Genomic DNA, 22,951 nt, shown 5'->3' with positions numbered 1-22,951 from the left:
ACACGAACGGCAGTGCCGTCTCACGGAAAACTTATGCCGGTCCCTCGGTGTCTCCAACAAGTTGGATCAAAAGAGCATGGCTGGAAACCCCTCCGCCCCGGACGTGCGGTCGCGGGTCACCGCCGCAGTCGGGCGGCTCGCGGCCGCGGTCGCCGCGCGGGTCTCGGTCGACCTGCGCGCGCTCGCCGCCTTCCGGATCGGGCTCGGAACGCTGGTGATCGTCGACCTGCTCCTGCGCTCGCGATCGCTGACCGCCTTCTACACCGACTACGGGGTGCTGCCGCTCCGTGCGTTCCTCACGGATTACTCGACGAGCCACTCGCTGCACGCGCTCTCCGGCGAGCCGTGGGCGGCGGCCCTGTCGTTCGCGGTCGCGGGTGCCCTCGCGCTCGCGCTGATCGTCGGGTACCGAACGCGACTCGTGACGCTCGTCTCGTGGGTGCTGCTGGTGTCGCTTCACGCCCGGAACCCGATGGTGTTGAACTCGGGCGACAGCCTGCTTCGCATGCTGCTCTTCTGGAGCGTCTTCCTCCCGCTCGGCGCGCGCTGGTCGGTCGACGCCGTCAAGCGGGCGGACCGGGGAACCGGCGCAGAGTCCGATGGCGCCGCCACCGACGACGGCGGCTCTGCGACGGGCGGCGACGGCGGTTCCGCGACGCGGGGGCCGAGCGGGACCGCCGTGGCGAGCGTCGCCACGATGGCGGTCCTGGTACAGGTACTGGTGATGTACCTGACCAACGCCGTCCACAAGTACGAGAGCGACCTCTGGATGGGCGGCGAGGCGGTCGCGTACATCATGCAGGCCGACCAGTTCACCTACCTCCTCGGTAACTACCTCGCCGAGTTCACCGGACTCCTGCGGGTGTTCACGCTCCTGTGGGTCGCCCTGTTGTTCGCGTCGCCGCTGTTGCTCCTGCTCACCGGGATTCCGCGGGCCGCGCTCGCCTCGCTGTTCGTCGGGATGCACCTCGGGATGGCGGTCACGATCCGGGTCGGCCTCTTCCCCATCGTCGTCATCGGGTTCATCCCGTTCCTCCAGACGCCCGTCTGGGACGCCTTAGAGCGCGCCGCCGACCGCCTGAACTGGGCGACGCCGCTCGCGCGCTGGCGGGCCCGTTTCGAATCCCTGGCGAGGACAGCGCTCTCGGCCGGCGCGTCGCTCCCGCGACCGGCCGCGTCGGAGCGGCTGGAGGGGCTCCGTGACCGGGACTTCGCTGCGGGTCTCGCCCGTGGACGCGTCCTCTTCTCGACGATCCTGCCCTACGTCTTCCTCGTGTTGATCCTCCTGTCGAGCGCGGCGTCGGTCGGCTACGCCGAGGTCCCGGAGCCCGCCGACGACGCCCTGGACGCCGCCGAGATGGATCAGTCGTGGCAGATGTTCGCGCCGGATCCGATCCGCACGACGCGGTGGTACGTCGCGGTCGGGACGCTCGAAGACGGGACCGAGCGGGACGTACTGCGGGACGCGGCGGTCACCTTCGACAGACCGGCGCGCGCGGAGACCGCCTATCCGACCTCGCGCTGGCGGAAGTACCTCAAGAACGTCTACGGCGCCGACAACGAGAATCACCGCTCGTACCTCGCGAACTACCTCTGCGGGAACTGGAACCGCACCCACGAGACGGCCGTCGAGAACGTCACCGTCTACCAGCTGTACGAGCGAACCGACCCCTACAACGGGAGCGTCCAGGCCGCGAACGAGTTCGAGCTGATCGAGTACGACTGCTCGGGCGAGTTCGTTCAGAACGAGTGAGCCGGGCGGCCGAGCGCGCTCGGGGGGCGTCGCTACCGATCGAGACCGGCGTCAGGACGCGTCGCCGTCACCGTCGACGGCGATTTCGACCTCGATGAGCCGCGCGATCTCCGCCGGGAGGCTCTGGTCGGCCGCCGGCGTCTCGACGGTGACCATGCCGAACGGCGCGACGTCGAAGACGACGAGTTCGGCGCCCGGCCGGACGCCGGCGTCGGAGAGGTAGCGCAGCTCGGCGTCCCCCTGATGGCGGATCCGTTGGACGATCGCGCGGTCCCCCTCGTCGGCGTCGACGAGCCGGACGGTCTCGCTCGCTTCCGGGAGCGAGAGGTCGGCGTCCGGAATCGGGTCGCCGTGCGGGTCGACGGGCGGGTTCCCGAGCGCCTCGGCGATGCGCCCGCTCAGCTTCTCGGAGACGTGGTGTTCGAGTCGGTCGGCCTCGTCGTGGACGTCCACCCAGCTGTAATCGAGCTGCTCGGTCAGGAACGCCTCTAAGAGCCGGTGGTGTCTGAGGATCTCGAGCGCCACGACCTCGCCCTCGTCGGTGAGCGTGACGCCCTTGTACTCCCGCCGGTCGACCAGCCCGCGCTCCTCCAGCTTCTTGATCATCGAGGAGACGGTCGGCGCGGTGACGTCGAGGTAGTCGGCGAGCGCGGAGGTCGAGGCCCGCTCCCCGGTGTCGCGCTCGATGGCGTAGATCGACTTGATGTAGTCTTCCATCACCGCGCTGATGACGTCCGCCGACGCCCTCGGGCCGGAGTCGTCGGCACCGATGTCGATCGCGGCCCCGTCACCGGCGTCGCCGGAGTCGTCGTCGGCCTCGCGTCTATCGCCGGAGTCGGCCTCGCGCTCGTTGCCCGTCACCGTCGGTCACCCCCGGTTCCGCCGCCGACGTCGACGCCGTCGATCTCGATCCCCTCCATCTCGCTGGCCGCTTGCTCGCCGCGGGCCGACTGGAGCTTCCCGATCCCGACCGCGCAGACGTAGATCCCCACGGCGATGAGCACGATGATCCCGCCGGCGGTGACGCCGCCGTAGTAGGCGACGCCGATGCCGAGGAGGACCGCGAGCTCGGCGAGGACCACCGAGACGACGAGCGACTCGGTGAAGCTGCGCGACACCTGCGTCGCGCCCGCCACGGGCACGACCAGCATCGCCGCGACGAGGATGACGCCCATGATCTGCATCGCGCCGACGACGACCATCGCCGTCAACATCACCATCACGCGGTTGTACCAGTTGACGGGGATCCCGGAGACGGCGGCCGCGGTCTCGTCGAAGGTCACGTAGAGGAGCTGGTTCCGGGTCACCGCCACCGTTCCGACGATGACGACGAAAAGCACCAGCAGGATTCCGGCGCTCTGCGGCGACACCGTCGAGAGGCTCCCGAAGAGGAACTGGTTCACCCCGACTGCGAGCCCGCCGGCGTTGAGGCTGATGAGCGTCGTCCCCAGCGCGAACCCCGTCGAGAGGACGATCGCCATCGAGACGTCGTTGTACGCGTCCGTCGTCTCGGAGATGAGCTCGATGAACAGCGCGGCGATCATCGCCACGATGACGGCGGTGAGGTACGGCGACACCCCGAGATCGATGACCGCGTTGAGGAAGAGCCCGACCGCGACCCCGGCGAAGGCGGTGTGCGCCAGCGCGTCCCCGATCAGCGCGAGCTGCCGGTGGACGAGGAAGGTCCCGATGAGCGGCGCCATCACGCCGACGCAGAGCCCGACGAGGAGCGCGCGGTGCATGTACCGGTAGCGGGGGTTCAGCATCTCCAGTCCGGTGCCGTAGTACACCCAGTCCATCAGCCAGTACCACTGCGCCAACACCCAGCGCAGGGCGGCGAAGAGGGCGTCCCCGACGGCGGTGAAGCCGCCCTGAAGCGCCACCGCCGCCGACCCGTCGACCCCGGCGAGAGTCAGCGACCCGTCGACCCCGGCGAGGAGCCACGCGAGGACCGCGGCGGTCAGCGGGTCGCTCATTCGTCACCCCGCGTCAGGAAGCGCGCCTCGGTTCCGAACGCCCGCGCTAAGGCGTCGCTCTCGACGAACTCGTCGGTCGGGCCGTCGAAATACACCTCGCGGTTGAGACAGACGACGCGGTCGGCGTGCTCGACGACCGCGCCGAGGTCGTGCTCGATGAGGACCACGGTGATGCCCGCGTCGTTGAGCGCGCCGAGCAGGTCGTAGAACGCGTCGACGGACTCGGCGTCGACGCCGACGGTCGGCTCGTCTAAGATCAGCAGGTCGGCCTCGCCGGCCAGCGCCCGGGCGATGAACACCCGCTGGCGCTGGCCGCCGGAGAGCCGCCCGATGCGCCGGTCGTCGAACGCGCTCATCCCGACGGTCGCGAGGGCGTCGTCGACGATCTCCCAGTCGGCGGCGGTGAGCCGTCCCGAGACGACGTTGGCGGTCCGCCGCGCCGTGCGGAGGGGGTCGGCGGCGAACTCGTCGGCGAGCGCGCCGTCGGTCACCCGGTCGAGGCCGAGGTACGGGAACCGGCCCATCTTCACGACCTCGCGGACGGTGATGGGCATGTCCTCCGCGGCGGTGGCCCGCTGGGCGACGTAGCCGACGCGCTCGCCGTCGTTGAACCCAGCGGCGTCCTCGCCGAACAGCCGGGCCGTCCCGGTGTCGGGACCGAGCAGCCCGAGCATGAGCCGCATCAGCGTCGACTTCCCGGAGCCGTTCGGCCCCACGACGGCGACGTACTCGCCGGGCTCGACCGTCAGCGACACGTCCTCGACGACCGGCGTCGCCGTGTAGCCGAAGGTGACGCCGGAGAGGTCGACGATCGGGCCGTCTGCCTCGGGGACGGCGGTCTCGGTCTCGCGCGCTGTGCTTCCCGTGACGGTCGCGTGGTCCGCGTCGTTCGCGCTCATATCGGTTCGAAGTTCCGCCACTCGTCGACCCAGCTGTCGGTCGGCGCCGCGGCCTCCGGCGTCTCGTTCCCGAGGACGATCTCGAAGGTCGGCATGTTGATGTTGTACGCGATCTCCTCGTACCCCCAGTCCTCCGCGACCCACTCGTCGCGGACCCCGGCGTACGGCGTGACGGGGAAGTAGGCCTCGACGGCGGTCTCCCGGACGAGCTGCTCGGCCGGTCGCTGCGACTCGAAGACGCCGTTGGCGATGTACCGGATGTCGTTCTCGCGGATGACCCGCGTCGCCTCGCGGATATCCGCGGGCTTGACGTCCCCGCTCGCCGCGAGGCTGGTCACCAGCGGGCGCATCCGGACGCCGTACCGCACTCCGATGTACTGGAAGGCGTTGTGTGCGGCCAGCTGGACCACATCGCGGTCCGAGCGGTCGAAGATCGCCTGGTAGTCCGCGTCGATGCGGTCGAGCACCTCGCTTTTGTACCGGTCCGCGTTCTCGCGGAACTGGTCCGCGTGGTCCGGCGCCACCGCCGCGAACCCCTCGGCGATGTTGTCGACCGACCGCTTCGCGCGCCGCGGGTCCAGCCAGAAGTGCGGGTCCTTCCCGCGCTCGGCGCCGACGCCCTCCTCCTCGCGGTCGAGCGACGCCGCGAGGTCCACGAGCTCGACCCCCTCCCGGGCGTTTATCAGCGCGGTGTCCGCGCCGTCGGCCTCGAGCGTCTGAATGGCGCGGTCGGCCCACGGCTGGAAGTCCTCTCCGACGTGGACGAACGCGTCCGCCTCGATGATCCGCCGGGTGATGCTCGCGTTCGGCTCCCAGCCGTGGCCGTGGAGCCCCGTCGGCACGAGGTTCTCGACGGTCAGCGGGGTCCCCTCCGCGACCTTGCGGCCGAAGTCGTAGAAGCTGAAGAAGGAGGCCACGACGACCGGTCCCTCGTCGTCGCTTTCGGCCTGGCCGGCCCCGACTGGCGCGCCCGGGAGCGACGTACAGCCGGCGACGGAGGCCAGCGCCGTCGCCGCCCCCGCGCGCACCGCGTCACGTCGCGTCACAACTCGGTCGTCGTCGCGTTGGGTGGGCATAATAGAAGTCACATCCAATTTTTTGACTCATCTAAATCTAAGGTTGGTCGGCTCATATATGACTTCCGCCTAGCGTCGTCACTGGTCGGTACTCGGTCTGTGGTGCCGCCGGCCGCCCGGCGCCGCTCACTCCGTGAGAAACGCTTTGCCGCTGACCGACCCCTCTCGCCGCCCGCTCACTCCTCGAGAACGGTCGACCCGCGGCCGATCTGCGTCTGATACGCGCGCGCCTCGATCCCGGCGCCGGCGAAGGCGTCGAGCATCCCGGCGGCGACGTCGCGGCGGTCGCGCTCGCGGCAGGCCGCGATCACCGCGGGGCCGGCGCCGCTGACGGTGACGCCGGTCGCGCCCGCGTCGAAGGCGCGCTCGCGGACGTCGTCGTAGCCGGTGATCAGGCGGGCGCGCTCGGGCGTTACCACGGAGTCGTTCATACCGAGGCCGACGAGGTCGGGGTCCGAGCGGCACATGCCGATCGCGAGCGTCGCCGCGTTGCCGACCGTCTCGACCAGCTCCTCCATCGAGGCGCTCTCGGGGACGACCCGGCGCGCGTCGCGGGTCGAGACCGCCACGTCGGGGAGGCAGACGACGAGGGGGATCGCGGCGTCGACGGATCGGGTCCCCTCGGCGGTCGTCACGGTGAACCCGCCGAGGATCGAGGGGGCGACGTTGTCAGCGTGCGCGACCCCGGAGACGACGGCCTCGCCCTCGGCGGCGATCGGGACCAGCTCCTCTCGGGAGAGGCCCCGGTCGTACAGCCGGTTGAGTGCGACCGCGGCGCCCGCGGCGCTCGCGGCCGAGGAGCCGAGCCCGGAGGCCGGGCGCACGCCCTTGTCGATGTGGATGCGCGCGGGCGCGTCGAGCGCCTCGACGACGGCGCCCACGGTGTTCTTCTCTGGGTCCTCCGGGATGTACTGCGCGCCGACGCCCGTGACCTCTATCGTCGTCTCGGCCGCCTTCTCGACGGTGACGACGTCCGCCGGCCGCGAGAGCGCCGCCCCGAACACGTCGAAGCCGCTCCCGAGGTTCGCGCTCGTCGCGGGGGCCCGTACCGTTACCATGGCGGGGAGTGTCTCCCGGGGGGCAAAAAGGAGCGGGATCGAACAGAACGACGGCGGGGCCGGTCGCGGTCGGCGGAGGGAGAGTGAGAGGGAGAGAGAGAGGAGGGGACGCGTCGAGGGCAGTTCGGTCGGGCGCTCCGTTTGGCGTCGTTCGGCCGAGTCAGCGGGCCATCGTCCACAGCAGCGTACCGACTAAGACGAGCGGGATGCCGAGGAGGATGAACGTCGGCGGCATCGTCGTGTACGGCGCCATCAGGAAGATGACCCCGAAGACGGCCAGAATCGACGCGATGACCTTCTGGGACTTCAGCGGCGCTGCCCCCAGAAGCGACACGAGGAGCCCGAACAGGATGATGTGCCCGAGGTGGTAGTTGAGCAGGAACGTGTCGATGACCAGCGGCGAGATCATTCTTGGCTGGAGGTGCGAGCGATTCGCGCATTAAAGTTCCGTTTCTCGTGGCCCGGGGCGCTCACCGCGTGCCGATACTATAAGGGTCGTCGGTCCGACCGGCGACCGTGCGACTCGTTCAGGTCATGATTCCGGCGGGCAAGCGGGCGGCGGTCGTCCGCGCGCTCGACGACGAGGGGGTCGATTACGTCGTCACCGACGAGACGAGCGGCCGGGAGTACACCGCGGTCGCGACGTTCCCGCTCCCGACGGCCGCCGTGGAGCCGGTCCTCGACCGGCTGCGGGAGGTGGGGATCGACGAGAGCACCTACACCGTCATCGTCGCGGCCGAGACGGTCATCTCACGGCGGTTCGAGGCGCTCCAAGAGGAGTACGAGGAGGACGCCGACCACGGCGGCCACCACATCTCGCGCGAGGAGCTTCAGGCGAAGGCGGAGGGCCTCGCCTCGGACCTCGGGACGTACGTGTTGATGACGGTCATCTCGGCGGTGATCGCCACCGCGGGGCTCCTGCTCGACTCCCCCGCGACCGTGGTCGGGTCGATGGTGATCGCGCCGCTCATCGGGCCCGCGATGTCGGCCGCGGTCGGCACCGTCGTCGACGACGAGGCGCTGTTCCGGCGCGGCGTGCGGATGCAGATACTGGGCGTCGCGGTCGCGATACTCGCGGCGACCCTGTTCGCGTTCGCGCTGCGTACGCTCGCGTTGGTCCCGCCGGGGCTCGATCCGCTCGAGCTCGCGGAGGTGTCGGAGCGGCTCGCGCCGAACGTCCTCGTCTTGGTCGTTGCGGTCGGCGCCGGCGTCGCGGGCATCGTCTCGCTGATGACCGGCGTCTCCGCGACGCTGGTCGGCGTGATGATCGCGGTGGCGCTCATTCCGCCCGCGGCCGCGGTCGGGATCGGTCTCGCCTTCCGGATCCCGCGGCTCGTGATCGGCGCGGGCGTCATCGTCGCGGTGAACGTCCTCTCGATCAACCTCTCCGCGCTCATTATGCTGTGGTACGAGGGGTACCGGCCCCAGCGCTGGTTCCGGGAAAACGAGGCCCGCTCGGCGGTTCTGAAGCGGGCGGCCGTGCTGGCGGTCGCCATCGCGCTCCTCTCGGTGTTCCTCGGCGGCGTCACCTACGAGTCGTACGTCGCGTCGACCACCGAAGCGGACATCCGCGCCGCCGCGAGCGACGAGCTGACGGCGCTGGACTCCGAGTTCGAGCTCCTCGAACTGACGGTCGACCGAAGCGGGACGGTTCCGCCGCTCGAGACCGAGCGGGTCGTGATCACGGTCGGCGTGCCACCGGGCGGGACCGTCGAGGGCATCGCGCCCGTACTCGACGACCGGATCGAGGCGGTCGTCGACAGCGAGGTCGCCGTCGAGGTCCGCACGGTGACGGTCGAACGGGCCTGAGCGCCCCGCTGGCGGGTCCCCTCGATCGCCAGCCGCTCGCTCGGTTTTCTCCGCGTGACCGGAAGAGCAAGTGATTTTTACCGGGCCGTCGTGGCCTCCGCCAGTGACGGACTCAGAGCAACCCGACGACGATTCGATGCGGGAGGTCGTCGAGCGGTCCCGGAGCGGCGCGCCCGCGGTCGGCGAGGCCGTCCGGGACCGGTTCTCCTCGGACGAGGTGTTCCAGCGGATCATCGCGGCCGCGGACGAGGAGGTGACCTCGGGGAGCCGCGAGCTGTTCTTCAGCGGGCTCGCCGCCGGGCTGGCGATCACGATCACGTTCATGCTGTACGCGTCGCTGACGGCGTCAACCGACTCCCATCCCATCCTGAGCGTACTGCTGTACCCGCTCGGGTTCATCTACATCATCATCGGCGGCTACCAGCTGTACACCGAGAACACGCTGCCGCCGGTGGCGCTGACCCTCGAACGACTCGCGAGCCTCCCCACGCTCCTCCGCCACTGGACGATCGTGCTCGCGGGCAACTTCGTCGGCGGCGGGATCGGCGCGCTCGTGCTGTCGTACGGCGGCGTCTTCACGGGCGACACCGTCGAGGCGGCGCGGTACATCTCCGAGGGCGGGTTCAGCGTCGGCACCGTGCCGCTGTTCTTCAAGGCTGCGATGGCGGGGCTCGTCGTCGCCGGGGTCGTGTGGGTCGGCTTCGCCTCCACCGACTCCGTGAGCCGGATGCTCGTCGTCTACCTCGCGTTCCTCGCGATCCCGCTCGGCGACCTGTTCCACGTGGTCGTCTCCTTCACCGAGGTCCTCTACCTGTTCTTCGAGTACAACATTCCGCTGTACGGCGCCGAGATCAGCCTCTACTCCGGGATGGTTGGCTTCGTGATCCCGGTGTTGCTCGGGAACACTATCGGCGGCGTCGTCTTGGTCACGCTCGTCAACTACTTCCAGACCAGCGAGGAGCGGCTCGAAGAGGCGCGCTTCGAGGGCGTCAGCCGTCGCCTGACGGTCCCCGAGTGGGTGTTCGGCCGCGCGGCCGGCCGCTCGTACGTCCCCATCCTGGACGCCACCGAGGCGACGCTGTTCGCGGGCGAGGGGTACCGGATCATGGTGCCGATCACGAACCCCCGGACGGACGGTCCGATCGTCGAGCTGGCGGCGCGGCTCGCGAGCAGCCACGAGGACGGCGTCGTCCACATCGTCCACGTCGTTCAGGCGCCCGAGCGCATGTCGCTGTCCTCCGGCGACGCCGGGCGTCGCATCGCGGACGTCTCCGCGGAGGGGATGGCGAACCTCCGGTCCACCGCGGCAGAGTACGACGTCGACGTGTCGACCTCCACGGTCGTCTCCCACCGCTCGTTCGAGGAAGTGTTCAACATGGCCCGTCGGACCCGTCCGGACGCGGTGCTGATGGGCTGGGGCGAAGACCAGCTGTGGAGCGCCGCCCGCGCCGAGCGCCCCATCGACGAGCTCACCAACCAGCTCCCCTGTGACTTCCTCATCCTCAACGAGCACGAGCTGGACACCTCGCGGATCCTCATCCCGACCTCCGGCGGTCCGGACTCGGACCTGAGCGCGGAGGTCGCGAAGGTGCTCTCCGACACCACCGACGCCGACGTGACGCTGCTCCACGTGGTCGACGGGCCCGAGAACAGGGGAGAAGGCGAGCTGTTCCTCGCGAACTGGGCCGAGGAACACGGCCTCGAGGACGCGGAGCTCGTTGTCGACGACGGCGGCGACGTGGAGGCGGGCATCTGCGACGCCGCCCTCGACAAGACCCTCGTCATCATCGGCGCCACCGAGAAGGGGCTGCTCTCCCGACTCGTCTCGAACTCGCTGCACCTCGACGTGATCCACGACGTCGACGCCTCGGTGCTGCTCACCGAGCGCCCCAGCAGCCGGTCGCTGCGCGAGCGGCTGTTCGGCTCCGGCCGCCGGGCGACCGACATGTCGTCTGGCGTCGAGCGCGACCGGGAGCAGTCCGAGGGGACCGACGTGCGGGCCGGCGAGACCCGCGAACCCGACCGCGGCGACGACGCCCGCGGGAACGGGGGATCCGACGGCGTCGACGCGGGCGGTGCCGCGGGATCGGGCGACGCCGCGGACGCGGCCGTCGACGCCGCTCTCGACGACGCGGACGAGAATGGTGACGACGAGGCGGCCGGCGACGATGAGGCCGCCGGCGACGACGAGGCGGCTGGCGACGACGAGCGCGTCGGTGACGAAGGCGAGGCGGCTGGCGACGACGAGGCGGCCGGTGACGACGGCGCGGTCGACGAGCAGCCGCACCTCAACGACACGTTCATCGCGGACCACGACGAGGCGGACGAGGAGGCCGCAGACGAGGCGGACGATGAGGCCGCAGACGAGGCGGACGAGGAGGTCGCAGACGAGGCGGATGACGAGGACGCCGCCGACCGCGACGACGCGCGATAGGGAAAGCGGCTCTTTGCGCTATCGGCGTTTTATAGGCGTCCGCGATCGATCGGGCGGATATGAACAGGCGACTGACGGCACTCATCGGCATCGCGGCGCTCGTTGCGCTGGCCGGCTGCTCGGGGCTCGCGGGCACCGCGACGCCGACCGACGGCGACGAGGCGCAACTGGAACGGAGCATCGAAGTGACGGCCGCGGGCGAGGCGACGTCGGCGCCCGACCGCGCCACGCTCAGCGTGGCGGTCACGGCGACCGGCTCCGACGCCGAGGCGGTGCGCGACGAGCTCGACGCCGGCGACGACGAACTGCGGTCGGCCCTGACGGAGTGGGGACTCAGCGACGACAACATCCGGACCGAGGAGTACGATGTCCGGGAGAGCTACGAGACGCGCGACGACCCGAACCGGACGCGGTACGAGGGCGTCCACCGGTACGCGATCGAGCTCGACGACGTCGACGCGGTCGGCGAGGTCATCGATGTCGCGATCGACGCGGGCGCCGACCGGGTCCAGCGGATCCAGTTCGGGCTGAGCGAGGAGACCGAACGCGAAGTGCGCGAGGAGGCGATCGCGACGGCCATGTCGAACGCCGACGCCGACGCGGCCGCGCTCGCGAACGCGAGCGACCTGGAGGTCGTCGGCGTCTACGAGGTGTCGACGAGCGAGTCGGGGTCGCAGCCGTACGTCAGGGAGAGCTACGACGCGGCGGCCGGCGGCGGCGACGCGGGCGCCTCGACGTCGGTCGAGACGGGCGACGTCAGCGTGCGCGTCTCGGTGAACGTCGTCTACGAAGCGGTTCCGGCCTGACGGCCGAACGGGGACGCATCGATCTCGGGGTGCTGTTGAAATCCCCAACCCGTGCTACGTTCTCAGAGGCGTGCTGAATACAGCGCGCGACTCGGCCACGGACCGGGTATCTTTTCTCGACGATAGACAGAGCTCAAAGAAGTGATAGAGATCGGTGCGTGGGTTCAGTAGATCAGTAAATCATGTCTCAGTCCATTCAGACGAGTCTCGAGGTCTTGTTCAATGTTACCTGCTGGCCGGCGAGCTGTTGTCTCTCCATACTGGTCGAACTCCGTCTCAATCCGAAATGTCAGCGACTGACCGGCCGCTTCCTCTACAGCAATCCTCAGGTCACGATGATCGACGATCTGCCGAAGCCGGCCTGTTTCACGACTGAGCGTCACCTCGATCCAGCAGTCGTCAAGTTCCAACTCGCGAGTACGTCGGAGCGGAACGACCTGCGCGTATGCATCCGGACCCGCAACGCGGTAGGTGACGGTCTCGGCCGATTCGTCTGTTTCCGTCCAGTCGGTGTGGTGCGGACGGACAAAATCGAGCCGAGTAGCATCGTCAGCATAACCGAGGCTGTTGGGAGTGGCGTGCGCATCCGAGACACGAACCGTACCGTCTTCAGGGACTGGCGCATCAAAGTCATAGACTTGTTTCCCGTCGGTGAAGTAGTGAACAGTGGTTAACGGAAGGTTCTCCGTGTTCCCGAGTATCCGAGCTGAATGTGCTAATTCAAGATAATTTTCATGTGGGAACATCTCAGTACTGAGTTCCTCACGAATCGGGTGGCTGCGGGCCATCGGTGCGGTATATGTTGTTAGTGCTCGGAGTTGGCGGCGGCGCGAGTGCTGGTACCACCGTCGGAACACGTCGAGGTCGTACGGCGCTTCACCGGTCCAGTCGTCGAGGACCCGCACCCGAGTGATCGCCCGGTGATCGGCCGCGTGGCGATGTTCCGCTGCCGCGATGATGCGCTCACGCGGTGAGTCGCCCGTCGGAAGCTCTGGGTCGTACGGACGGATATCAGCTATTCGGATCCCAGCGTATCCACCGCCGGTGCCGACGACGGTCGTGGCGGCCCCAGCAAGGAACTGGCGGCGGTTCATTCGGTAGCCCCCCCCGTTTCATCCGCTGGATACCACACATTGATCGGCAACAACGACGACTCGCCGGCCGGCGTCCAGTGAATCACAGTCTCTGCCGGGGTCGAGAGCTCGTGGACTACGGTCGATTTGGGAGTGAGTGGAAACGCCGCCACCGGGTTCGTTTCTTCGGGGCCGATCCACACGGTTTCCGTCTCGTCGTCATTCTCTGAGACAACAGCTACCCGCTCCGTGTTGCTGGTTGTGAGACGATTTCCGCGATCGAACCGGACTGTGAGCGTCGAACGTTCGGAGTTCCAGTCAAACGAAAAGAACATGTTTGGGGGGCTTGCCGGATACGAATCTGTTGAGGGCTCACTCGGCGCTAGCGAACACCCAGCAAGCGCCGTGGCAAGCGCGGCTCCCCCTGTTGCGAGAAGTGTGCGTCTGGAAGGCATACTGTCACTCAAACTCGACAGGGCCATAGGCTTTTTGTATAGATTTTTGAGCGAGAAAATTAACCACTGTCGGACGTTACGATGATTGATTGCGGGAGTGAGTGTAGTACGTTGTGAGCGAGGCCATTTATAAGTAGAATCGCGGCGTTGTCGGCGGCTGTTTATAAGTGACTGACGCTGCTGAGATGACGGCCTCCAAAGCCCCAGCCGCGAGGCGGACGCACGCTCGCTGTCGTTCGAGACGCCGAAGGCGTCTCGTGATGACGAGAGAGCTCCGCTCTCTCGAACCACGCTCCTCGGTCGCTCACTCCGTTCGCTCCCTGCGGTGCTTACGTCGTCATCAGAACGCTTCGCGTTCTGATTGGCTCACGAGAGCTCCGCTCTCGTGAACGCCTGCGTCCGCCTCGCGGCTGCCCCTTTGAGTCCCACCCCGCACCGCACAGCACCGCACCTCACACCTCCCCAGCCTCGTCGGCCTCCCTCCGCTTCGCTCCGGTCGGCCGACTCCCTCGCGGGCTGGCTCGCGGCCTAGCGGCCGCTCGCAGGCGCGCCACCGCACCCTCTATTTATAAGCGCTCGTCGCTGTTGCTCGCGGATGTTTAAATACCACATCGCGGCCGCCGATCTGCGATACCCACTCCCGTGACTACTCGCCGTCGCGGGTGGGGAGGTCGGGCTCGTAGCCGACCGCGTCGACCGCCATGTCGAGGACGTCCTCGACGTTCTCGTCTTCCGTAACGCTCATCGTCGCGTCGACGGACTCCGCTTTCACCGCCTCGAAGCGGTCGTGTTTGTTCGCCACGGTGAGCAGCGGCACGTCGGATCCGAACAGCTCACGGACCTCCTCGCGCAGCTCCAGCTGGACGTCGAGGGGGTAGCCGCAGTCGCCGGAGGGGTCGATGACGAAGACGACGGCGTCCGCGAGGTGTTCGAGGGCGCTCACCGCCTGCCGCTCGATGTCGTTGCGCTCGTCTTCCGGGCGGTCGAGCAGTCCGGGGGTGTCGACGATCTGGTAGCGAACGTGGTTCCGGTCGAAGTGGCCGATCTGGACGCCCTTCGTCGTGAACGGGTACTCCGCGATCTGGTTGGACGCGCGGGTGACGCGGTTGACGAACGAGGACTTCCCGACGTTCGGGTAGCCGGCGACGACGATGGCGGGCTCGTCGGGGTTGATCTCCGGGAGGACCTTCAGCTGGTCGCGCGAGTCGCCGATGTAGCGCAGGTCGTCTTCGATCTGGTCCATCACGTCCGCCATGCGCGCGAACGCCTGCTTGCGGTGTTTCCGCGCGGTGTCGACGTCGGAATTGCGGATCTTCGTCGTGTACTCGTCGCGGAGGTCCTCGATCTGCCGGCTGGCCCACATCACCTGCGAAAGCGCCTGCCGGAGGCGGTCAACGTCGACGATGGCGTCGGCGAGCTCGTAGTAGAACGGGTCGACGTCGAAGCCGAAGTCGGGCCACGAGGTGACGACGTTCTCCAAGTTGTCCGAGAGCACGTTGCCGGCGGTCCGGAGCATCGACTCTTGGGCGTCGTGGCCGCGCTTCGCGCGCCCGGCCCGCGCCGCCCGCGAGAACGCCTTGTCGACGAGTTCCTCCGCGCGCGGAGTCGTCGGGAGGCCCTCAAATATCATTGTTATCCGAGTTTCGCCGCCGACGCGTATAAGAGCGTCCGTTCGCGGACCGCCGCGACACGGCGGCACACGGTCGGATGCGGAGGCTGACGAGAGCGGACGCCGCGCCGCCGTCCCGTCGGACGCCGCGGGCCCGAGGACCCGCAGCGAACGAGATGAACGATTGTTATCTTTATCACGCATATTTCGAGACGTTCTTATGCTTCAAAGGAATACGACGGCGCATGGCACGCTCGTTCACGCCGACGGCGTACGAGGACCTCGACCCGGACCGCCGCCCGAGCCTGGCGGCGGCGCTGGTCCCAGTCCTCGCCATCGTCGCGTTCCTCGGTATCGGCTCGGCCGTCCTCGGGTTAGACCCGCATCCGCCGCTCCTCTGGAGTATCGCCTTCGTCGGCGCCTTCGGGCTGTGGCTCGGCTACGACTGGGAGGATCTGTACGACGGGATCGCCAACGGCCTCGTGATGGGGCTCCAGGCGATCCTCATCATCTTCACCATCTACGGGCTGATCGCCACGTGGGTCAGCGCCGGCACCATCCCGAGCCTGATGTACTACGGGCTGGAGGTGCTGTCGCCGACGACGTTCCTCCCGGCGGCCGCGGTCCTCGCCGCGGTCGTCGCGTTCGCGATCGGCTCCTCGTGGACTACGGTGGGAACGCTCGGCGTCGCCTTCGTCGGCATCGGCGCCGGACTCGGCGTCCCCGCTCCGATGACGGTCGGGGCGGTCCTCTCGGGCGCGTACGCCGGCGACAAGCAGTCGCCGCTCTCCGACACCACGAACCTCGCGGCCGGGGTCACCAACACCGACCTGTACGGCCACATCCGCCGCATGCGGACCGGCACCGCGATCGCCTTCGGGCTCGCGGTCCTCGGCTTCGCCGCGCTCGGCCTCCGCACGAGCGGGACCATTCCGGCGGGCCGCATCGCCGAGATCCAGGGCGGGCTCACGGAGACGTACGCGATCACGGTCGTCGCCTTCGTCCCGCTCGTCGTCACCTTCGGGCTCGCGCTGCGGGGCTACGCCGCGCTCCCGACGCTCGTCGCCGGCGTGTTCGCCGGCGCGTTCACGACGATCCTGCTTCAGGGGACCGGCTTCGTCGCCGCGTGGGAGATATTCATGTACGGGACCGCGCCGGAGTCGGCCTCTGAGACCGTGAACGACCTCCTCGCCACCGGCGGCCTCACCGGCTCCGCGTGGACGATCACGGTCGTCGTCGCCGCGCTCTCGCTCGGCGGAATCTTGGAGCGCACGGGCGTCCTCGCAGTGATCGCCCACGCGTTCACGTCGGCCGTGCGGAGTCCGGGTGCGCTCGTCGCGGGGACGGGCGTCTCCGCGATCGTCATCAACGCGCTCACCTCCCAGCAGTACATGAGCATCGTCCTCCCGGGCGTCACGCTCCGGAACACATACGACGAGTTCGGCCTCGACAGCGACCAGCTCTCCCGCGCGGTCGAGGCCGCCGGGACCCCGACCGGCGCGCTGTTCCCGTGGCACGCAGGCGCCGTCTTCATGGCGAGCGCCACCGGCGTGCCGACGCTGGAGTACGCGCCCTACTACCTGTTCGCGTTCCTCTCGCCGCTCGTGTTATTCGTCATGGCCGCGACCGGGTACACCATCGACGTGAATCCGGTCTCGGCCGGGGCGCCCGCCGCCGACGAGCCGGCCGCGGCGACCGACGACGACTGAGCCGCTACTTCCGAGGTCCTCAGCCCGGACGCTGTAACGCGAGACTGTACATCCGTCCGACTGATTCCGACCCGATCTCGGTCGTGAGTCGACGAGCAGTCTCCGACAGCGTATCGCCCGCTTCACCGGGACATTCCGCGGCCATGGAGGCCGCCTCGTCGGCGTGTGCCGAGACGTGACTCTCGGTCCAGGGGACCGGCTCCAGGAGCGTCCGCTCCCGCTCGAACTCCCAGCCGTGGCCCGCGAAGAACCGTCGCAGGAACGCCGCCGGGTAGAAGCTGAGCGCCGGGCGGCAGCGGGCCAGTTCCGACGCGGCGTTTTCGACGGCGAACAGCTCGCCGATCGCGGCGCCGTCTGGCAACGGGTCGTAGTCGTCGACGACGAGGTGCGCACCCGGGGCTGCGACCCGAGAGAGCTCCTCAGCCACCGTCGACAGCGCCGCGGGATCGAGGACGTTACACAGACCGTGCGCGGTGATCAGGTCGATGGAACCGTCGGGTAGCGGGACCGACCGGAGGTCCGCCTCCAGCACCGCCAGTCGGTCGGCGTCGTTGCCGCGGTCGCTACCGTCGCCGCCGCTATCGGCGACGCGTCGGCGCGTCGTCCGCGCGTGGTCCCGGTCGTTCGTCACGGCGTACACCCGAGCGGCGCCGTTCGCGAGCAGTCCGGCGGTCGCGTTCCCGACGCCCGCACCGGCCTCCAGACAGCGTCTCCCGGCCACCGGTCGATCGCCGAGCGCGGTCGCGACCGTGTCTGGCACGTCCATTCGTCTCGCTCAGTGGTGAAGCTGTTCGGGAACCGGGCTGTCGTCGTGGCGCACCCGTTCGATCAGCGACCGCTGGGCGGCCTCGTCCATCCCGTCGTAGTCGGTCGCGGCCTCGAGGATCATGGTGACGAGCTTCGGATCGCCGGCGCTGACGACGCTGGTGAGCCCCTGTGCGGCGGCGAAGTCGAACCGATCGCGGATCTCGTCCGGCGCGGTGACCGGCCGGTACCAGTTCGCGAACGGTCGGTCCGCCTCGGGAAGCTCGTCGGTCGGCGGCCACGAGCCGCCGGCGAACGCCTTGATCCCCAGCGTGCCGACGTTCTTCTCGTCGGCGCGGGCGAGGACCGCCTCGTAGTCGTACTCGTCGTCGTCCTTCCCCGCGACGACGGGATTCAGGGGAAACATCACCGACTCGAGGTCGTCGATGCGGTCGAGCGCGTCGAGGATGAGTCCCGGGTCGCCGTGGCTCGTCAGGCCGATGTGGTCGATCAGCCCCTGCTCTTTGGCCTCGCGGAACGCCGTGAGCGCCCCGTCGTCGCCCGTGATCTCGTCCAGCTCCTCGTCGTACTCGAGCCCGTGGACCTGATACAGATCGATTTTCTCGACACCGAGGCGGTTCAGCGACCGGTCGAGCTTGCGCCACGCGCCCTCGTAGGTCCGCTCTTGGGTCTTACAGCCGAGGAATATCTCCTCGCGGTGTTGGCGGAGCTTCGGGCCGAGCTTCAACTCCGCGTCGCCGTACGTCGGGGCCACGTCGAAGTGGTTGACCCCGTAGTCGAGGACGTGTTCGACCAGCTGGTTCGCGCCTTCCTGTTCGAGCCAGTTGAGCGCGATCGCCCCGAACGTCATGACGGTGCTGTCGTGGCCGGTGTCGCCGAGCGGGCGGGTCTCCATGCGTGCCACGTCACGCCGGGGAAACATAACGATTGGCGGCCTTGACGACGCGGGACGCGGCGACGGAAATCGGTGGGCGGCCCCGGAACCGACTCCGCCCGCGAGCGCCCTCGACCGGTGCGGTTATGACCGCTCGGTGACGGGTTCGTCCCATGTTCGAGCGGTGGCTGTACGCGTGGGGACTCGCCTCGGTCGCCTTCGGCGGCGCGTCGCTGGTCGTCCCGCTGTACGTCGTCGACCTCGGCGGCGGGCCGTTCGTCCTCGGCCTCTTGGCGGCCGTCGCCGCGATCGTCGGCGTCCCCGGCGCCCTCTGGTTCGGTCGCGTCGCCGATCGCACGGGCCGGCGTCGGCGCCTCGTCCTCGTCGCGCTCGTCGGCGCGACCCTCGCGGTCGCGGTCGTCCCGTTCACCGACCGGATCGCCGCGGTGATCGCGGCCAACGCCGTCGTCTGGTTCGCCTTCGCGGCCGCGACGCCCGTCCTGACGCTGCTCGCGGTCGCCGACGCGCCGGAGGCCGCCTGGAGCGAGCGGATCGCCGACCTCAACCGATACCAGGGGATCGGCTGGGCGCTGGGGCTGCTCCTCGGGACCGCGTGGACCGTCGGCGGGGCCGCCGTCGCGTCGCCAGCGGCCGCCACCCGAACGCTGTTCGCGCCGCTCGCGGTCGCCGCCGGCCTCTCCTGTGTCGCCGCCGCCCGGACGCTCCCGGCCGACCCCCCGGGTGCCGACGCCGACCACCCGGCTGCGTTGCCCTCCGGAAACCGCGTGCGTCGCGCCATCCGCCGCGCCGACCGGTTCGCCGTCCGCGGCGCGACGCTCCCCGGAGCGCTCACTCGGACTGACTTCCGCGGGCTGGACCCGCGTCGCCTCGCCGCGCGCTTCACGCCCGCGCTCGCGGCGTACTTCCTCGCCGCGCTCCTGTTCCTCTCCGGCTTCTCGGCCTTTTTCGCGCCGCTGCCGGCGTTCCTCACCGAGATCGGGTTCGGTTCCGGCGGCACGTTCGCGCTGTACTTGGTGAACAGCGTCGCGGCCGCGGTCGCGTTCGGGACCGCCGGCCGCCTCGCGGCCGACCGAAACGTCGTGCGGCTCCAGGTCGGCGGGCTGGTCGCCCGCGCGGTCATGCTCCCACTGGTCGCACTCGTCGGCGCGGCGCTGGGCGCGAGCGCGCTCGGGTTCGTCGCGGTCGGCGTCGCGTTCGCGGCGGTCGGGCTCACGTGGGCAGTGATCGCGGTCACCGCCGGCGTGCTCGTCACGCGCCTCGCGCCGCCGGCGATCCGGGGCGAGGCGCTCGGGGCGTACGCGGCGCTCGGGGCGCTGGCGGGCGGAATCGGCAGCGTCCTCGGCGGCTGGCTCGCGGCGATCGGCTACGGGCTCGCCTTCGCCGTCGCCGGCGGGCTGGTCCTCGCGGGCGCGGCGGTCGCGTTCGCGGTCGGTCGTCGGATCGACGGCGACGCCCCGCAGGCGTCCGGGGGCGACCCGACCTCTCGGGCGTGACCCGATGACGGGTTCTCGCGTTCGACACGTTTACGCGCCCGCCGCGCCGTCCGTCTCATATGAGCCTGGAGGTCGCCGTCGCCGCCCCGTTCAAGACCCGGGCCCAAGACCGGCTCGGCGAGGGGGAGTTCGTCGTCGCGCTGTCGCTGGAGCGGGAGTGGTTCTCCCCCGACCAGGCGAAGCGCCTCGTCGACGTCGCCGTCGGTCGCGGGCTGCTGGCGTCTGAGGACGGCGACCTGGTCCCGCAGTTCGACCCGGCCGAGGTGACCGTCCCGGAGGGGTTCGCCCCCGACGAGTCGGTCCTCCGCGAGCAGTCCACCTTCGAGAGCGCGCTCGACGCCATCGTCGCCGCGGGCGTCGAGAAGCAGCGCGCGGTCGCCGCGATCAACGAGCGCCAGCGCGCCCTGTCGATTACAATCGAGGCCGCCGCGGTCCTCTACGCCCGCGAGCAGGGCGCCGCGGTCGACCGTCTCGCGGCCGACGTGCGCGAGGAGCTCGCCGCCGAGGCGGGCGACGACGGGACCGACGCGACCGGCGGGACCGACACGGCCGAACCGAACGACGCCGACGGCTCGGAGGCGGCCTGAGATGGTCACGGACCGCCTCGGCGACGGCGTCAGGATCGCCGAGCTGCTCGCCTCCGAGGTGACCGGCAACGAGAGCGACCTCCGCGGGCTGACGGTCGTCGACGCCGACCGCGACGTGGAGCCGACGGCCGACGGGGCGCTGGCGTACCGGATCGCCCGCGAGCGGTCTGAAACGGACGAGGGCGAAACGGACGAGGGCGAAACGGACGAGGGCGAAACGGACGAGGGCGAAACGGACGAGGGCGCGACCGAAGCGCTTGCCGAGGTGTCCGTCCAGCCGGACCGCGCGCTGATCGAGGCGCTCGTCGCTCCGGACGCGGCCGCGGACGCGGCGAGGGAGGCCGACCTCCGCGTGCGTCCGAAGGCGGTTCACCCGCCGCGCACGCTGGTGTTCGTTGAGGACGGGGCGCAGGTGAAGCGGGCGCTCGCGGTCCTCGAAGCGATCGGAAACGCGTCGGGTGACGAGTAGCCGACGGCCATCACCGAACCGGCAAAAAAGAAAAGCGTCCTCTCGCGCGGTCGCAGACTGCGCTTACTCCGGCTGTCCGCCGTCGCCGACGGCGACGTTCGGGCCGGCACCGGCTGCCGGGTCGACGTCGTCGCGGGAGACGTCGAAGTCGCGGACGAGCGCGCCGAGCCGCTCCGCCTGCTCCGCGAGCGAGCCGGCCTCCGTCGTCGCCTCGTTCATCGCGGTCAGCTGCTCGTCTGCGGCCTCGGCGACCGCGTCCGCCTCGTCGGCGGTCGACTGACTGATGTCCGCGACCTCCTCGGCCATCGAGACGGTCTCCTCCGTGCTGGCGGCCTGGTCGTCGGTGGCGCGGCTGATCTCGCGGATCCCCTCGCCGGCCTCCCCGGCGTTGTCAGACACCCGCGCGAACGCGTCCGCGGCGTCCTCGACGGCGTCGGCGCCGACGGCGATGTTCTCCTCGGCGCTCCGGACCGCCTCGACGGTCCCCTCCGTCTGCGACTGCGTGGCGCCGATCAGCTCCTCGATCTCCGTGGCCGCGTCCTGGGTCTCCTCGGCGAGCTGTTTCACCTCGTCGGCGACGACCGCGAACCCGTCGCTCCCGCCGCCGCTCCCGCCCGCGCGGGCCGCCTCGATGTTGGCGTTGAGGGCGAGCAGGTTCGTCTGCTCGGCGATGTCGCCGATCAGGTCGACGATCTCGCCGATGTCCTCCATCCGCTCGTCGAGCTCTTGGACGGTCCCCGCCGCGGAGTCGAGCGCCTCGCGGGACTCCTCGACGCGCTCGATCGCGGCCTCGGCGGTCTCCTCGCCGTCGTCCGCGATGTCGGCGGTCTGCTCGGCGACCTCGACGACGGTCTGCGTCGAGGAGGCGACCTCCTCGATCGTCGCCGAGAGGTCGTTCATCTCGTCGGACACCTGCCGGAGCATCTCGCGCTGCTCGTCTGCCCCCTCGGCGATCTCAGTGACCGACTGGCTGACGGCCTCGCTCCGGTCGGCCGCGGTCTCGACGCCGTCGACCGTGTTCGCGCTCGCGGTCGACACCTCCTGAGCGAACGACCGGACCTCGCCCATCGCTTCGTCGATGTCGTCCATCATGCCGTTGAACGCCTCGCCGATCTGGGCCATCGCCTCGCTCTCGCTTTCCGCGTCGAGCCGGACGGTCAAGTCGCCGGCGGCCGCCCGGTCCATCGCGGCGCTGTAGTCGTCCGCCTTCGTCTCGAGGTGGCTGTTCAGCCGCTCGACCTCCTCGCGGCGCTGTTCGACCTCCGCCTTCGCGGCCTCGACGTCCTGAATCTCCGACTGCTTCTGCTCCGCCAGTTCGAGCTGCTCGCGCGCCGCCTCGCGCGACTTCTCGATCGAGTACCAGTTGACCATCAGCGCGCCTGCCAGCGCGAGGACGAAGATCGCGTGAATGCCGCCCCAGATGATCGGGTTCTCGATCGCCGCGGTGTGGTTGTAGACGAGACTCGAGTCGATGAGGCTGAACGCGCCGTGGCCGACCGCCACGTACGCGACGCCGACGGCGAACGGGAGCCAGTCCTCGTACAGCGCGAGCACCCCGATGAACACGAAGAAGCTGAAGTGCGCCTCGATGTACCCGCCCGACAGCTTCACCATCGCCATCGAGACGGTCATGAGGCTGAACGCCGTGAGCACCGTCCGCTGGCGACGCCCGAGCCCCGACCAGCTCGCCAGTGCGGCCGTCGCGAGGATGACGGCGACGAACCCGCCAACCATCCACAGCGGCGTCGCCGGAACCTCTGCGCCGGTGATCGACTCCGTTCCGCTGTAGAGCCCGAGCCCGATCAACAGCGGAAGCTGGATCACGGTGGCGATCAGGATGTTCCGGTGGCGCGGCGCCCACATCTCTTCCGGCATTGAGGTGCCGTCAGGGATGTACCGGATCACCTCTCGTAGGCCCCCCGTCAGCCCGCCCGACCCGCCCGAATCTACCCCGGTCGCAGTCTCTGCCATACTCGTTCGTTGTCGTATGTTTTAAAAACATATCGCCTCCAACTATTATCGCTGATACCGTCGTTTAGCGCGCGTAGCAGCGCTAAGAAAACTGTGGGATCCGATCTCACGGGT

The 22,951-nt window shown here is 69.4% G+C and carries 20 protein-coding genes; 8 read left to right on the top strand and 12 right to left on the bottom strand.

What is annotated here, in order from left to right; genetic code table 11:
• Positions 1–76 precede the first annotated feature (76 nt).
• A complete protein-coding gene (locus ACOZ35_RS07795) occupies positions 77–1,753 on the top strand; it encodes an HTTM domain-containing protein (protein WP_424016050.1) in 1,677 nt (558 codons plus the stop codon).
• Between the two features lie 51 nt (positions 1,754–1,804).
• Here ACOZ35_RS07795 and ACOZ35_RS07790 read toward each other — a convergent pair whose 3' ends face one another.
• The 6 genes from ACOZ35_RS07790 to ACOZ35_RS07765 form a co-directional block, all read right to left on the bottom strand.
• Positions 1,805–2,614, bottom strand: coding sequence for a metal-dependent transcriptional regulator (locus ACOZ35_RS07790; RefSeq protein ID WP_424015814.1), 810 nt, complete (start codon positions 2,612–2,614; stop codon positions 1,805–1,807).
• Positions 2,611–3,729 (bottom strand): metal ABC transporter permease, encoded by a 1,119-nt coding sequence (locus tag ACOZ35_RS07785; protein WP_424015813.1) that lies wholly within the window; start codon positions 3,727–3,729, stop codon positions 2,611–2,613. The genes ACOZ35_RS07790 and ACOZ35_RS07785 overlap by 4 nt, the downstream gene beginning before the upstream one ends.
• Positions 3,726–4,628 carry a metal ABC transporter ATP-binding protein gene (locus ACOZ35_RS07780; RefSeq protein ID WP_424015812.1) on the bottom strand — a complete coding sequence of 301 codons (903 nt, stop codon included), beginning with the start codon at positions 4,626–4,628 and terminating at the stop codon, positions 3,726–3,728. The genes ACOZ35_RS07785 and ACOZ35_RS07780 overlap by 4 nt, the downstream gene beginning before the upstream one ends.
• On the bottom strand, positions 4,625–5,674 hold the full coding sequence (locus ACOZ35_RS07775; protein WP_424016049.1) for a metal ABC transporter substrate-binding protein: 1,050 nt from the start codon (positions 5,672–5,674) through the stop codon (positions 4,625–4,627). The genes ACOZ35_RS07780 and ACOZ35_RS07775 overlap by 4 nt, the downstream gene beginning before the upstream one ends.
• Before the next feature lie 206 nt (positions 5,675–5,880).
• Entirely contained in the window at positions 5,881–6,762 is an 882-nt protein-coding gene (locus ACOZ35_RS07770) for a homoserine kinase (RefSeq protein ID WP_424015811.1), read from the bottom strand.
• A 160-nt stretch (positions 6,763–6,922) separates the two neighbouring features.
• Positions 6,923–7,171, bottom strand: a complete 249-nt coding sequence (locus ACOZ35_RS07765) for a hypothetical protein (RefSeq protein ID WP_424015810.1) — start codon at positions 7,169–7,171, stop codon at positions 6,923–6,925.
• Between the two features lie 125 nt (positions 7,172–7,296).
• On the opposite strand from ACOZ35_RS07765, the gene ACOZ35_RS07760 reads away from it, so the two are divergent.
• The 3 genes from ACOZ35_RS07760 (at position 7,297) to ACOZ35_RS07750 (ending at position 11,811) form a co-directional block, all read left to right on the top strand.
• Positions 7,297–8,571 (top strand): TIGR00341 family protein, encoded by a 1,275-nt coding sequence (locus ACOZ35_RS07760; RefSeq protein WP_424016048.1) that lies wholly within the window; start codon positions 7,297–7,299, stop codon positions 8,569–8,571.
• A gap of 103 nt (positions 8,572–8,674) precedes the next feature.
• On the top strand, positions 8,675–11,005 hold the full coding sequence (locus ACOZ35_RS07755) for a formate/nitrite transporter family protein (RefSeq protein ID WP_424015809.1): 2,331 nt from the start codon (positions 8,675–8,677) through the stop codon (positions 11,003–11,005).
• Between the two features lie 59 nt (positions 11,006–11,064).
• Positions 11,065–11,811: an SIMPL domain-containing protein gene (locus ACOZ35_RS07750; RefSeq protein ID WP_424015808.1), complete on the top strand. Its 747-nt coding sequence runs from the start codon at positions 11,065–11,067 to the stop codon at positions 11,809–11,811.
• Between the two features lie 164 nt (positions 11,812–11,975).
• On the opposite strand, the gene ACOZ35_RS07745 is transcribed toward ACOZ35_RS07750, so the two are convergent.
• The 3 genes from ACOZ35_RS07745 to ACOZ35_RS07735 form a co-directional block, all read right to left on the bottom strand.
• Complete coding sequence (locus ACOZ35_RS07745) at positions 11,976–12,905, bottom strand: hypothetical protein (RefSeq protein WP_424015807.1); 930 nt, start codon at positions 12,903–12,905, stop codon at positions 11,976–11,978.
• Complete coding sequence (locus ACOZ35_RS07740; RefSeq protein ID WP_424015806.1) at positions 12,902–13,339, bottom strand: hypothetical protein; 438 nt, start codon at positions 13,337–13,339, stop codon at positions 12,902–12,904. Before ACOZ35_RS07740 ends, ACOZ35_RS07745 begins: the two co-directional genes overlap by 4 nt.
• 646 nt (positions 13,340–13,985) lie before the next feature.
• Entirely contained in the window at positions 13,986–14,969 is a 984-nt protein-coding gene (locus ACOZ35_RS07735) for an NOG1 family protein (RefSeq protein ID WP_424015805.1), read from the bottom strand.
• Between the two features lie 224 nt (positions 14,970–15,193).
• On the opposite strand from ACOZ35_RS07735, the gene ACOZ35_RS07730 reads away from it, so the two are divergent.
• Positions 15,194–16,657, top strand: a complete 1,464-nt coding sequence (locus ACOZ35_RS07730) for a Na+/H+ antiporter NhaC family protein (RefSeq protein ID WP_424015804.1) — start codon at positions 15,194–15,196, stop codon at positions 16,655–16,657.
• Between the two features lie 19 nt (positions 16,658–16,676).
• On the opposite strand, the gene ACOZ35_RS07725 is transcribed toward ACOZ35_RS07730, so the two are convergent.
• On the bottom strand, positions 16,677–17,423 hold the full coding sequence (locus ACOZ35_RS07725) for a class I SAM-dependent methyltransferase (protein WP_424015803.1): 747 nt from the start codon (positions 17,421–17,423) through the stop codon (positions 16,677–16,679).
• 9 nt (positions 17,424–17,432) lie between these two features.
• Positions 17,433–18,317: an aldo/keto reductase gene (locus ACOZ35_RS07720; protein WP_424015802.1), complete on the bottom strand. Its 885-nt coding sequence runs from the start codon at positions 18,315–18,317 to the stop codon at positions 17,433–17,435.
• A 152-nt stretch (positions 18,318–18,469) separates the two neighbouring features.
• On the opposite strand from ACOZ35_RS07720, the gene ACOZ35_RS07715 reads away from it, so the two are divergent.
• From ACOZ35_RS07715 to ACOZ35_RS07705, 3 genes are read left to right on the top strand one after another with little or no spacing between them, the layout of a single operon-like run.
• Positions 18,470–19,810: an MFS transporter gene (locus tag ACOZ35_RS07715; protein ID WP_424015801.1), complete on the top strand. Its 1,341-nt coding sequence runs from the start codon at positions 18,470–18,472 to the stop codon at positions 19,808–19,810.
• Between the two features lie 59 nt (positions 19,811–19,869).
• Positions 19,870–20,397, top strand: a complete 528-nt coding sequence (locus ACOZ35_RS07710) for a DUF2240 family protein (RefSeq protein WP_424015800.1) — start codon at positions 19,870–19,872, stop codon at positions 20,395–20,397.
• 1 nt (position 20,398) lies between these two features.
• Entirely contained in the window at positions 20,399–20,866 is a 468-nt protein-coding gene (locus ACOZ35_RS07705; protein ID WP_424015799.1) for a hypothetical protein, read from the top strand.
• A gap of 63 nt (positions 20,867–20,929) precedes the next feature.
• Here ACOZ35_RS07705 and ACOZ35_RS07700 read toward each other — a convergent pair whose 3' ends face one another.
• Complete coding sequence (locus ACOZ35_RS07700; protein ID WP_424015798.1) at positions 20,930–22,837, bottom strand: methyl-accepting chemotaxis protein; 1,908 nt, start codon at positions 22,835–22,837, stop codon at positions 20,930–20,932.
• Between the last annotated feature and the right edge of the window lie 114 nt (positions 22,838–22,951).

The sequence above is a fragment of the Halorubrum xinjiangense genome (assembly GCF_049604745.1).
GTDB classification, from domain to species: Archaea; Halobacteriota; Halobacteria; order Halobacteriales; family Haloferacaceae; genus Halorubrum; species Halorubrum xinjiangense_A.
This window is presented reverse-complemented; position numbering and strand designations above follow the sequence as displayed.

Bases quoted from the DNA above. Each gene is read 5' to 3' on its own strand.
- ACOZ35_RS07795 (WP_424016050.1), top strand. From the start codon at position 77: ATGGCTGGAAACCCCTCCGCCCCGGACGTGCGGTCGCGGGTCACCGCC.
- ACOZ35_RS07785 (WP_424015813.1), bottom strand. From the start codon at position 3,729: ATGAGCGACCCGCTGACCGCCGCGGTCCTCGCGTGGCTCCTCGCCGGG.
- ACOZ35_RS07780 (WP_424015812.1), bottom strand. From the start codon at position 4,628: ATGAGCGCGAACGACGCGGACCACGCGACCGTCACGGGAAGCACAGCG.
- ACOZ35_RS07770 (WP_424015811.1), bottom strand. From the start codon at position 6,762: ATGGTAACGGTACGGGCCCCCGCGACGAGCGCGAACCTCGGGAGCGGC.
- ACOZ35_RS07765 (WP_424015810.1), bottom strand. From the start codon at position 7,171: ATGATCTCGCCGCTGGTCATCGACACGTTCCTGCTCAACTACCACCTC.
- ACOZ35_RS07760 (WP_424016048.1), top strand. From the start codon at position 7,297: ATGATTCCGGCGGGCAAGCGGGCGGCGGTCGTCCGCGCGCTCGACGAC.
- ACOZ35_RS07750 (WP_424015808.1), top strand. From the start codon at position 11,065: ATGAACAGGCGACTGACGGCACTCATCGGCATCGCGGCGCTCGTTGCG.
- ACOZ35_RS07745 (WP_424015807.1), bottom strand. From the start codon at position 12,905: ATGAACCGCCGCCAGTTCCTTGCTGGGGCCGCCACGACCGTCGTCGGC.
- ACOZ35_RS07740 (WP_424015806.1), bottom strand. From the start codon at position 13,339: ATGCCTTCCAGACGCACACTTCTCGCAACAGGGGGAGCCGCGCTTGCC.
- ACOZ35_RS07735 (WP_424015805.1), bottom strand. From the start codon at position 14,969: ATGATATTTGAGGGCCTCCCGACGACTCCGCGCGCGGAGGAACTCGTC.
- ACOZ35_RS07730 (WP_424015804.1), top strand. From the start codon at position 15,194: ATGGCACGCTCGTTCACGCCGACGGCGTACGAGGACCTCGACCCGGAC.
- ACOZ35_RS07725 (WP_424015803.1), bottom strand. From the start codon at position 17,423: ATGGACGTGCCAGACACGGTCGCGACCGCGCTCGGCGATCGACCGGTG.
- ACOZ35_RS07720 (WP_424015802.1), bottom strand. From the start codon at position 18,317: ATGGAGACCCGCCCGCTCGGCGACACCGGCCACGACAGCACCGTCATG.
- ACOZ35_RS07715 (WP_424015801.1), top strand. From the start codon at position 18,470: ATGTTCGAGCGGTGGCTGTACGCGTGGGGACTCGCCTCGGTCGCCTTC.
- ACOZ35_RS07710 (WP_424015800.1), top strand. From the start codon at position 19,870: ATGAGCCTGGAGGTCGCCGTCGCCGCCCCGTTCAAGACCCGGGCCCAA.
- ACOZ35_RS07705 (WP_424015799.1), top strand. From the start codon at position 20,399: ATGGTCACGGACCGCCTCGGCGACGGCGTCAGGATCGCCGAGCTGCTC.
- ACOZ35_RS07700 (WP_424015798.1), bottom strand. From the start codon at position 22,837: ATGGCAGAGACTGCGACCGGGGTAGATTCGGGCGGGTCGGGCGGGCTG.